Below are 10,967 nucleotides of genomic sequence, written 5' to 3'. Positions count from 1 at the left end.
CCATCGGATAAAAAAAGAAAAAGGCACCCAAACGGTGCCTTTCTCTGTACATATCGGTTTTGATTTTACTTCAAATCGTATCGGTCGGCTTCCATGACCTTCGCCCAGGCTTTGGCAAAATCCCGGACGAATTTCTCCGCCGCATCCGAACCCGCATAGACTTCGGCGACGGCACGCAATTCAGAATTCGAGCCAAAGACCAAATCGGCACGCGTGGCCGTCCATTGGACCAGTCCCGATTGACGGTCGCGGCCTTCGTATAATTCCTTGTCGGAGGTGCGCGCCTTCCATTGTGTTCGCATGTCGAGCAGGTTCACAAAGAAATCATTGGTCAATTGTCCCGGACGACTGGTCAAAACACCGTGTTTCGATTGGTCGAAATTGGTATCGAGTACGCGCATCCCGCCGACCAAAACAGTCAGTTCGGGCGCCGACAGATTGAGCAAATTGGCTTTGTCCACGAGCATGGCTTCGGTGGCCGTAGCCGATCTGGTTTTGCGGTAATTGCGGAAACCGTCTGCTGCTGGTTCGAGATGACCGAACGATTCCAAATCGGTTTGTTCCTGGGTCGCATCCATCCGTCCGGCATGGAACGCTACCGTTACCGTGTGTCCGGCGGCTTGAGCGGCTTTTTCCACTGCGGCGTTTCCGGCCAAGACAATCAAGTCGGCCAGCGATACTTTTTTGTTTCCGGCATTGAATTCCTGTTGGATGTTGCCCAGCACCGACAAAACCTTGTGCAATTGCGCTGGATTGTTGACTTCCCAATCCTTCTGCGGTGCCAGTCGGATGCGTGCCCCGTTGGCCCCGCCGCGTTTATCCGATCCACGGAATGTAGATGCCGAAGCCCAGGCCGTAGCAACGAGCTCGGAAATGGTCAACCCCGAATCCAATACCTTGGCCTTGAGTTGGGCCGCGTCGTTTGAATCGATCAACGCATGGTTTACCGCCGGGATCGGGTCTTGCCAGATCAATTGTTCCTGTGGCACTTCGGGTCCGAGGTAACGCGCGCGCGGTCCCATGTCGCGGTGGGTGAGTTTGAACCAGGCACGTGCGAACGCATCGGCGAACGCATCGGGATTTTCGAGAAAACGACGCGAGATTTTTTCATAGGCAGGGTCCATCCGCAGGGACAAATCGGTGGTGAGCATCGTCGGCAAATGTTTTTTGTTGCTGTCGAAGGCATCGGGAATGATCGCCTCGGCATTCTTGGCGACCCATTGGTGTGCCCCGCCCGGACTTTTGGACAGTTCCCATTCAAACCCGAAAAGGTTCTCAAAAAAATTGTTGCTCCATTGGGTAGGCGTCTTGGTCCAGGTCACTTCGAGCCCGCTCGTGATCGTATCCGGCCCTTTTCCTGAACCAAAAGTATTGTGCCAACCGAAGCCTTGCAGTTCCATGTCTTCGGCTTCGGGTTCTTTTCCTACGTGGTCGGAAGGTGCGGCGCCATGCGTTTTCCCAAAGGTGTGTCCGCCTGCAATGAGCGCAACGGTTTCCTCATCGTCCATCGCCATACGGCCAAAAGTGACGCGGATGTCGTGTGCGGCCTTGATCGGGTCGGGATTGCCGTCCGGACCTTCGGGATTCACATAAATCAATCCCATGTGTGCCGCCGCGAGCGGTTCCTCGAGCCCTTTTGAATGGGTTTCGCCCGAGGCGCTTTCATCCGAGGGAACGACACCGCGTCCGGCAACTCCGGCCACACCGTCGGCATAACGCGCATCGTTGCCAAGCCAGGTGTTTTCGGCACCCCAGTACACCGATTCATCGGCTTCCCAGACATCGGCACGGCCACCGGCAAAACCGAAGGTCTTGAAGCCCATCGATTCGAGTGCGACATTTCCGGCCAGGATCATGAGATCGGCCCAAGAGATTTTGTTGCCGTATTTCTGTTTGATCGGCCACAACAACCGGCGTGCCTTGTCGAGGCTTACATTGTCGGGCCAACTGTTCAGTGGCGCGAAACGCTGCATGCCCGCACCGCCGCCACCGCGACCGTCGAACACGCGATAGGTTCCCGCGCTGTGCCACGCCATCCGGATGAACAATCCGCCGTAGTGCCCGAAATCGGCCGGCCACCAGTCTTGTGAATCGGTCATGAGCGCGTGCAGGTCTTTTTTCAATCCGTTGTAATCCAAACTGTTGAAAGCCTGGGCATAATCGAAATTTGCATCCATCGGATCAGAAGCCGGTGCATGCTGGCGCAGGATGTTCAACTTGAGTTGGTTGGGCCACCAGTCGTGGTTTTTGGTGCCGCCGCCGCCCACATTTTGTTGGTTGTGGAAGGGGCATTTAGCTTCGCTCGGTTCGGCTCCGCCTCGGGTACTGATATCGTTTCCGTTTTCCATAGGATTGGTTTTCGTTAATAGTTTAGTTCCTATAAAGTTAGCAGTTTGATTCGTTAATCCAAATCTTATGATTTTATAGTGGAATAGCCTATGCTGATTGTTGGGCTGTTTTGAATTCTATAAGAGTTCGCGAGAATTCCGTAAAGACGCGCGCTACAAATAGTTTTACCTTCGTTTGCTACCGCATCTTGCAACTCCCATTCGGACTGAACCATTAACAAAACGTAAAATGCCTGCCCATAGCCCAAATGACGAAAACCAGATCCTGATCGGCTCGGAAGCCAAACTCCAGGCTTTTGTAAGCGCGACTTCGGACATCATCTACGAGATGAGCGCCGACTGGCACCAGATGAATTTCATCAAGGGCAAGGATTTTCTAACGACCACTGTCGATCCGCGGACTGGTTGGACCGGCATTTACATTCCCGGGGAGGAGAAGCAGCGCGTCTGGGAACACATCCAAAAAGCGATTGAGACCAAAGGCATTTTCGAACTCGAGCACCGTGTGATCAAACTCGACGGCAGCATCGGCTGGACGTTTTCGCGTGCGATTCCGATTCTCGACGAGCAGGGTGAAATCGTCAAATGGTTTGGTGCCGCGAGCGATATTACCGAACGCAAGCTGGCGCAGCAGGAAATCCAGAAATCGGAGCAGAAATTCCGCACGCTGTTCGAATCGATGGAAGAAGGCTACACGATTTGTGAAGCGATCCGCGATGCCAACGGCAAAATGATCGATTACCGCTTCCTGCAGGTCAACCCGGCTTTGGAAAAACTCACCGGGCTTGACCGCAACCAAACACCCGGGAAAACTGCGCGAGAAGTATTAAAGGGATTGGACGAGAAGTGGTTCGAGATCTACCAGAAGGTCATCGATACGCGACAAACAATCAAGGCCGAGGATTACATTCCGCCCCTGAACAAATGGTATTCGCTGACCGCATTTTATTATGGCCCCGAACAATTCGCCGTCTTGTTTGACGAAATCACTGCCCGAAAACGGGTGGAAACCAACTTGGCTTTTTTGGCCGAAATCAGCCAGGATTTGACCAATCTTAAAAATATCGAAGACACGATGTCGATCATCGGCGGCAAGATTGTACGGTTTTTCAACGTGACCATCTGTGCTTTCGGTGAAATCGACGAACAACTCGAAACGGCAACAATCTTCAGCGAATGGAAACACGCAAACATGACGAGCTGGAAAGGCGCGCACCACATGGACGATTTCCACACCGAGGACTACCGCAACAGAAGCCGCGCCGGGGAAACTTATGTCGTGCGCGATGTAAAAACCGATTCGCGTACGCACGCCGAGCAGATGGCGACCTTATCGATCGGATCGCTCATATCGGTACCCTTGATCAGAAATGGCCAGTGGCGTTACCTTTTGGCCCTGGGTGATTCGCAGGCCCACGATTGGCGGGAAGACGAAATCAAACTGGTCGAGGAAATCGCCGTGCGCATCTGGGTCCGTTTTGAAAAAGCACGGGCCGAGGAGGCGTTGACCTTGTCCGAGGAAAAATACCGCACCTTGTTCAATTCGATCGACGAAGGATTCTGCACCATCGAAGTGCTGTTCGAAAACGGAAAACCAGTCGATTACCGTTTCCTCGAAATGAATCCGGCCTTTGCCCTACAAACGGGCCTTACCAACGCGGCAGGCAAGACCATCCGTGCGCTTGCCCCCAAACACGAATCTTTTTGGTTTGAAATCTATGGCAAGATTGCGCAGACGGGAAAACCACAGCGTTTTGAACACAAGGCCGAGGCGCTGAACCGATGGTTTGATGTTTTTGCCTTTAGGATCGGTGACCCGAAAGAAAGGAAACTGGCCGTACTTTTCAATGACATCGCCGTACGCAAGACTGCCGAAAAAACGTTGCAGGATTTTGCCGACACCTTGGAGCGCCAGGTTTCCGAACGTACGGCCAAACTCCAGAAAAGTGAAAACGAGCTCCAGGACCGCAACAGCCAACTCCAGCAGACCATCACCCAACTCGAGTCCTTCAACCATATCGCGAGCCACGATTTACAGGAACCGCTGCGCAAAATCCAGATTTTTGCAAGCCGGATGAACGAAGCCAATGCAACTATCGAAAAAAAAGAAGCTTATCTGGCAGGCATCAATTCGGGAACGGCCAAGATGCGCGAACTCATCGATGATCTTTTGGTCTATTCGCGGCTCGGCTCGGGAAAAAGCAATTTCCGCGAAACCAATCTCAATGAGGTACTCGATTATGTACGGGCCGAATATGAAATCCTGATCAACGAGCGAAAGGCTGTGATCATCAGTGCGGATTTGCCCATCCTCAAAGCGATTCCATTCGAAATGCGGCAATTGTTCGCCAACCTCATCTCGAACTCGATCAAGTTTTGCGAGCGACAACCCGAAATCAGAATCACGTGCAAAGTCGTTGCCGGGGAAAACCTGAGCGGTATTTTCAAGGCCAAGAAAAATGCAGATTATGTAGTGATTTCACTCACCGACAACGGCATCGGTTTCGAGAATGAAAACCGCGAAAAAATATTCGGTTTGTTCCAGCGGCTTGAAAATTCGCAAAAATTCCCGGGCACCGGCATCGGGCTCAGCATCGCCGAGAAAGTCGTCAAGGACCACAACGGATTTATCGCCGCTACAAGCGACAAAGGAAAAGGCTCGGTGTTTACGATGTATCTGCCTTACCGCCAATAAACCTATTTGCGCTGTTGGAGCATTTTAAAAGTCTCCGCTACCCAGACCAAAAAATCGTCGCTTTCGGGTCTTCCCTGCGTACTGCGTTGGGTCAGATGGCCCAGGCGTACGATGATCAAATTGTCCTGTGGAATAACGATTACGTATTGGCCGAGGTGGCCGCGCATGTAAAAGATCTGTTTCTGGTCGATTTCAGCGAGCCACCAGCCGTAGCCGTATTGTGGTGAATCCTCAAAACGCGGACGGATCGATTGGGCCACAAAAGTACTGTCGAGAAGCCGCTGGCCGTTCCACTTGCCGTACTGTTTGTACAATTTCCCGAAACGGGCAAAGTCGCGCGCATTCGAAGCGATGCAGCAGTATGCCTTGACGACGCCGTCCTTGTGGTCGGTTTGCCAGAGCGCATCATTTTCAAAACCCATCGGTTGCCAGAAATTTTTGGCGACATAACCCGACAATTCCTCGCCCGTTGCTTTCTCGATGCACATGGCAAGCAATTGGGTGTTGCCGCTCAAGTATTTATAGGATTGGCCGGGCAGGTCGATGGCCTTCTGATTGAGGATGACCGGCGAAAGTTCGGTGTCGAAATAGGCGCGCGTGGTCACCGAAAACGGACTGTAATAGGATTCATCCCAATCGAGTCCGGATGCCATCGAGGACAAATCGCCTACGGTCATATTGGCGGATTTTCCCGCGGAAAATTGCGGAAATAAATCGGAAACCCGTTGATCCAGACTCTTGATTTTCCGTTGTTGGATGGCTTTGCCGAGCGCCGCCGACACCACGCTTTTGGCCATCGAAAACGAATTGGATTTGGAATCCTTGCCATAACCGTCGTAATAACTTTCATGCCAGATGCTGTCGTTCTTGATGACCAGGAAGGCGACACTTTCGGTTTTTTTGTGCCACTGCTCCATCGTGGCCGTGGCTTTGACCGAATTGTAGTCTTTGGCAATCGGCCAAGGTTGCGGATTCGTGCTTTTGGACATTTCGCGGTTGTCGAAATAGTGGTAATCATCGAGGAAGGCTGTCTTGTGTCCGTGGAAATACACCGTACGGACGGCCTTGATCAAGTAATCGAAATTGAAAATATACAGGACGGCGATCAGCAATCCGAAGAAAAGGACAAAGCCGAGCAGGAATTTTTTGAGGAATTTCATTTAGAATATGTTAGCCACGAATTCACGAATTTAAGCAAATTTATCATTCACTCTAAAAATTCGTGAATTCGTGGCTACATTTAAAAAAGACTTTGTTGCATAGAAGGTGTTTCGTGTTCCAAAAGCCATTTCTTGCGCCAGAGCCCGCCCGCGTAACCCGTGAGCGAACCATCGGTGCCAATCACGCGGTGGCACGGGACGACGATCCACAACGGGTTTTTGCCATTGGCCGAAGCCACGGCACGTATGGCCTTGATATCGCCGAGTTTCTTGGTGATGTCCATGTAAGAAACGGTTTTTCCAAACGGGATGCTGCGCAATTCCTGCCAGACCCTCTGCTGGAATTCGGTGCCCTGCGGATTGAGCTTGAACGTGAATTCGGTGCGCTTGCCGTCGAAATATTCCGCGAGTTGTTTGGCCGCTTCCTGGAGCGTTTTGGGAATTTTTGCGGTGGGCGGCTGTTCTTCGTTGCGTACGGAAATTTCGGTCACGCCGTTCTCGTCACCGGTGATTCGGGTGATGCCGAGGGGCGAATGGATGTAGGCGGTTTGCATGTGGTAAAGATATGAATTTGTAACGTTTGTCATTTCTCCCTGCGGTCGAAATGACACAGGATATCCTAGCCCCGATGGCAACGGCATCCTTTTGCTTTTTTTCTTTAAAAAACAAAAGATACAGTGGACAGCGGGAACCAGCTCCTACTTCAAATGGCTGTAAATATAAGCCTCAAGCGCCCGTAGTTCCTCCTCACTCATGTTTTTGGTGATCGCGAAATTGGTTTTCATGACCGAAAATTGGCTCGGGTCCACGATGGGCGCTTCCTTGTCCTGAAGGAACGAGACGATGTTCCCGCCTTTTTCCTTGTAGATCTTGGCGATTTCGGCGATGCTCGGCCCGACGATTTTCTGGTCGGGTTTGTGGCAGGCAAAGCAGTTCCCGGTCGATTCGAAGATTTGCTTGCCGAGTTCCTCGGGGGTTTGTTTTTCGGTCGCGGCCGATTCGGGATAGAGCGATTCCTTTTCCTTTTTGGGGCCGCAGGACAACAGCAGAATTCCCATCAATAATAGTATCGATAATTGTTTCATAAAGACTGTAAAAATTACCTGTTCAACAACGCAGATGCTTCCTTCGCAAAATACGTCGAAATAATATTCGCACCCGCCCGTTTGATGCAATACAATTGCTCAATCATGATCTTGTCGTGGTCGAGCCAGCCACGCTCGGAAGCCGCCTTGACCATCGCGTATTCACCAGAAACCTGGTACACGGCAACAGGAACATGGACCGCATTCTTGACTTCGCGGACGATATCGAGATAAGCCATTCCGGGTTTGACCATCACGATATCGGCGCCTTCGGCCACATCGTCGAGTGCTTCCTTGATCGCTTCGATGCGGTTGGCGTAATCCATCTGGTAAGTCTTTTTGTCCTTTGGGATGTTCATCGCATCGACGGGTGCCGAATCGAGTGCTTCGCGGAACGGGCCATAAAAAGCCGACGCATATTTGGCCGTATAGCTCATGATGCCCACGTTGTGGTGCCCGTTTGCTTCCAAGGCTTTGCGAATCGCGTACACGCGGCCGTCCATCATATCGGAGGGTGCGACGAAATCGGCTCCGGCTTCGGCGTGCGAAAGGCTCATTCGCGTGAGTGCATCGACGGTGGCATCGTTGACGACATAGCCGTTTTCGATGATGCCGTCGTGGCCATAGATCGAGTACGGATCGAGCGCGACATCGGGCATGACGATCATTTCGGGAACGGCGTCCTTGATGGCGCGGATCGTTTGCTGCATGAGTCCGTTTTTGTTCCAGGCTTCGGTGCCGGCGTTGTCCTTGAGGTTTTCGGAAACCTTGACATAAATGTTGACCGCACGGATGCCCAAATCCCAAGCCTCCTTGACCTCCTTGATCGTATGGTCGAGCGAGTGGCGGTAAATGCCGGGCATCGATGGAATCGCGACCTTGACGTCTTTGCCTTCGGCGACAAACATCGGGAGCATGAAATCCTGTGGACTCAATGACGTTTCACGCACGAGGGAACGAATGGATTCGTTGGTTCTTAATCGTCTGTTTCTGTTGAACATATCGTAAATTTTAAATTTTAAAGTTGGGTTTGAAATTGTTCGAGCGCATTCCAGATGCCGTAAAAAGCATCGTTGCCCTTTTTGTCATTGATGTTGGTATTGACCATCAACAACCTGCCTATATTGGTCTTCGGGTTGAAAAACAGCATCGACGCCACGCCTGGATCTCCGCCTGTATGCCCAATGTTTCCGGTATAACTGAATCCGATGAAAACCCCGATGTTGTATTCATCGCTGTATGGATTTTTCTCATTGCGCTTGACAAAATGTACCGCGCCCAATGACGGATTGAAATATTCCCGGTAACTTTCTTTCGACAATATTTTACCGTGGCCGTTGTAACCTTTGATGAGCTCGTTCAAGTACAAACCAAGATCGTGCGCCGAGGTAATGAAGTTGCCATCGGGATAGGTGATCAACGAATAATGCGGCAATCCTTTTTCGGGCGACAGGTACAAACGCGAATACTTTGAAAAATCGACTTCCGAAAATTTCCAGCCCGACGCTTTCATTTTCAACGGTTTCAAGATGTATTTTTTGGTGAACTCGTTGAATGGCTGACCCGTCGCGCGTTCCAAAACATAAGCCGCCAATGCCGTTGCTACATTGGAATACTCGAAAATTTCGCCGGGTTTATTGGTCAGGAAATCCGCTTTTTGGTACCATTTGCCTTGGGCGGTCAGGACATTTTTGAGATAGGTTTCCATTGAAATCACCGAATCGGTAGGATTCAGGCGCTGTTCATCCTCGAGTTCCAACACCAGTCCTGCGAGATTTTGTTGCGGCTTGAGGATGTAATTTTTTTGCAGATAATATCCATTGTCGGTAATCGTAGAAGTGTGCGAAGCCAGATGCCTGATGGTGATGGGCGTTTCGGGATGGTTCGGATTGTCCACCCTGAAAGGCAAATATTGATTGATCGGATCATCCAATTTCAACCGGCCCAATTCCTGTGCCTTGAGCAAGGCGATCCCGACGAGCGTTTTGGAAACCGAACCGATGTTCTGGATGGTTTTCGAAGTGTAAGGACGCTTTAGGTTCACGTCGGCCCAACCGATTCCGTTCTCATACAGAATGCCTTTTTCATTGACCACCGCCACCGAAAAACCGTTGAACGAACCTTGCTGGTAGATTTGCTGCAATTTCAAATCCAATGAATCCTTCGCGTTCTTTTGCGCTGTGCCCAAAAACGAAACCATCAACAACAATATGGTGAAGATTCTCAAACCCATTCGATAGGATTTTGGAGTAGTTGTACGAGTTTTTCTTCCTCGCTGCCTTTCTGCGGATGATGGTCGTAAACCCACTGCACATGCGGCGGCAAGCTCATCAAAATACTTTCGATACGGCCGTTGGTCTTGAGCCCGAACAGCGTGCCTTTGTCGTGCACGAGGTTGAACTCGACATAACGCCCACGACGGATTTCCTGCCAGTTGCGGTTGGCTTCGGTATATGGTAAATTTTTTCTTTGGTCTAGAATTGGAATGTAGGCCGAGGTAAAACTGTTGCCGACTTCCGTCACGAAATCGTACCAATCTTCCATCGACATGGCCTCAGATTTCTTGCAATAATCGAAAAACAACCCGCCGATGCCACGCGCTTCGTTGCGGTGCGCGTTCCAGAAATACGCATCGCATTGCTTTTTGTATTTCGGATAGAACTCGGCATTGTGCCTGTCGCAAGCCGTTTTGCAGGTTTGGTGAAAATGCTGCGCGTCTTGTTCGAACAAGTAATACGGCGTCAAATCCTGTCCGCCACCAAACCATTGGTCGATGATGTTCCCGGCCGCATCGTACATCTCAAAATAACGCCAATTGGCATGAACTGTCGGTGCCATCGGGTTTTTGGGATGGATGACCAGCGAGAGCCCGCAGGCGAAAAAATCGGCTTCACCGACATTGAACATTTGCCGCATCGATTCGGGCAGTTTGCCATGCACGGCCGAAATATTGACGCCGCCTTTTTCAATGACTCCCGAACCGTCGGGACCATTTTCAATCACGCGTGTTCTTCCGCCGCCGCCTTCGGGACGTTGCCACAAATCTTCGCGGAATTTGGCTGTGCCGTCTGATTGTTCCAGCGCGGCGCAAATCTGGTCTTGCAGGTTTTGGATGTAGGCGTAAAATTTATCTTTCATTCCATTCCGATTTTAATAATCCGAAATACATAACGTCTTCGAGTTGGCCTTCGCCGCTTTTAAATTCCTCGCGCAAAATACCTTCATGCGAAAAGCCATGTTTGGTGGCGATGCGTTGGCTGGCCATATTGATTTTAGAGGTACAGATGAACACCTTGTTCATGCCCAGTTCCGAAAAGCAGAAATCGATGGTTTGGGAAACCGCTTGGGAAATGATGCCTTGCCCTTCAAAATCCTTATCGATGAAATAAGCCAGTTCGCACTTTTTGATTTTTGGGTCGATGTTTTTGATGCAGACGTAACCAATCAGTTGTTGCGTTTGGGTGCTTCTGAGGTAGAAATAGTAACCCGTTCCGTTTTCTTCCTTGTCGATATTCTCGCCCAAAAACTGAATTGTTTTGTCTAGGTCGAGGCAATTGTTGAGCGTAACGGGAAATGTTTTCCGAATATGATGGGCGTTTCGTTCGATCAAAACAAAAAAATCCTCGGCCGAAATATCCTGCAGCCTGTCTATTTTCCAGTTTTGAAAGACCGTTTTCAT

General features: G+C 50.7%; 9 protein-coding genes. 1 reads left to right on the top strand and 8 read right to left on the bottom strand.

Annotated elements, in window-relative coordinates; all coding sequences use genetic code 11:
* Nucleotides 1–65 precede the first annotated feature (65 nt).
* Entirely contained in the window at nt 66–2,348 is a 2,283-nt protein-coding gene (gene katG, locus QM717_RS07890) for a catalase/peroxidase HPI (RefSeq protein ID WP_415036574.1), read from the bottom strand.
* A gap of 229 nt (nt 2,349–2,577) precedes the next feature.
* Between katG and QM717_RS07885 the strand changes: the two genes are divergently transcribed.
* On the top strand, nt 2,578–5,043 hold the full coding sequence (locus QM717_RS07885; RefSeq protein ID WP_415036572.1) for an ATP-binding protein: 2,466 nt from the start codon (nt 2,578–2,580) through the stop codon (nt 5,041–5,043).
* Nucleotides 5,044–5,045: 2 nt separating this feature from the next.
* Here QM717_RS07885 and QM717_RS07880 read toward each other — a convergent pair whose 3' ends face one another.
* The 7 genes from QM717_RS07880 to QM717_RS07850 all read right to left on the bottom strand — a co-directional run bounded on the left by QM717_RS07880 (nt 5,046) and on the right by QM717_RS07850 (nt 10,967).
* Complete coding sequence (locus QM717_RS07880; protein ID WP_415036570.1) at nt 5,046–6,203, bottom strand: serine hydrolase domain-containing protein; 1,158 nt, start codon at nt 6,201–6,203, stop codon at nt 5,046–5,048.
* A gap of 80 nt (nt 6,204–6,283) precedes the next feature.
* The gene (locus QM717_RS07875) at nt 6,284–6,757 is read right to left on the bottom strand and encodes a methylated-DNA--[protein]-cysteine S-methyltransferase (RefSeq protein WP_415036568.1); all 474 of its coding nucleotides are present in this window, start codon (nt 6,755–6,757) and stop codon (nt 6,284–6,286) included.
* Between the two features lie 144 nt (nt 6,758–6,901).
* A complete protein-coding gene (locus tag QM717_RS07870; protein WP_415036566.1) occupies nt 6,902–7,288 on the bottom strand; it encodes a c-type cytochrome in 387 nt (128 codons plus the stop codon).
* A 14-nt stretch (nt 7,289–7,302) separates the two neighbouring features.
* The gene (gene hemB / locus QM717_RS07865; protein ID WP_415036564.1) at nt 7,303–8,289 is read right to left on the bottom strand and encodes a porphobilinogen synthase; all 987 of its coding nucleotides are present in this window, start codon (nt 8,287–8,289) and stop codon (nt 7,303–7,305) included.
* Nucleotides 8,290–8,306: 17 nt separating this feature from the next.
* Complete coding sequence (locus tag QM717_RS07860; RefSeq protein ID WP_415036562.1) at nt 8,307–9,521, bottom strand: serine hydrolase domain-containing protein; 1,215 nt, start codon at nt 9,519–9,521, stop codon at nt 8,307–8,309.
* Nucleotides 9,512–10,426 (bottom strand): oxygen-dependent coproporphyrinogen oxidase, encoded by a 915-nt coding sequence (hemF, locus tag QM717_RS07855; RefSeq protein ID WP_415036560.1) that lies wholly within the window; start codon nt 10,424–10,426, stop codon nt 9,512–9,514. Before hemF ends, QM717_RS07860 begins: the two co-directional genes overlap by 10 nt.
* Nucleotides 10,416–10,967, bottom strand: coding sequence for a GNAT family N-acetyltransferase (locus QM717_RS07850; RefSeq protein WP_415036558.1), 552 nt, complete (start codon nt 10,965–10,967; stop codon nt 10,416–10,418). The genes hemF and QM717_RS07850 overlap by 11 nt, the downstream gene beginning before the upstream one ends.

It is taken from the genome of Flavobacterium sp. (genome assembly GCF_047602195.1).
GTDB lineage: Bacteria > Bacteroidota > Bacteroidia > Flavobacteriales > Flavobacteriaceae > Flavobacterium.
This window is presented reverse-complemented; position numbering and strand designations above follow the sequence as displayed.

What these genes read in the sequence shown, in the direction of transcription:
- katG (WP_415036574.1), bottom strand. Translation starts at nt 2,348, where the DNA reads ATGGAAAACGGAAACGATATCAGTACCCGAGGCGGAGCCGAACCGAGC.
- QM717_RS07885 (WP_415036572.1), top strand. Translation starts at nt 2,578, where the DNA reads ATGCCTGCCCATAGCCCAAATGACGAAAACCAGATCCTGATCGGCTCG.
- QM717_RS07880 (WP_415036570.1), bottom strand. Translation starts at nt 6,203, where the DNA reads ATGAAATTCCTCAAAAAATTCCTGCTCGGCTTTGTCCTTTTCTTCGGA.
- QM717_RS07875 (WP_415036568.1), bottom strand. Translation starts at nt 6,757, where the DNA reads ATGCAAACCGCCTACATCCATTCGCCCCTCGGCATCACCCGAATCACC.
- QM717_RS07870 (WP_415036566.1), bottom strand. Translation starts at nt 7,288, where the DNA reads ATGAAACAATTATCGATACTATTATTGATGGGAATTCTGCTGTTGTCC.
- hemB (WP_415036564.1), bottom strand. Translation starts at nt 8,289, where the DNA reads ATGTTCAACAGAAACAGACGATTAAGAACCAACGAATCCATTCGTTCC.
- QM717_RS07860 (WP_415036562.1), bottom strand. Translation starts at nt 9,521, where the DNA reads ATGGGTTTGAGAATCTTCACCATATTGTTGTTGATGGTTTCGTTTTTG.
- hemF (WP_415036560.1), bottom strand. Translation starts at nt 10,426, where the DNA reads ATGAAAGATAAATTTTACGCCTACATCCAAAACCTGCAAGACCAGATT.
- QM717_RS07850 (WP_415036558.1), bottom strand. Translation starts at nt 10,967, where the DNA reads ATGAAAACGGTCTTTCAAAACTGGAAAATAGACAGGCTGCAGGATATT.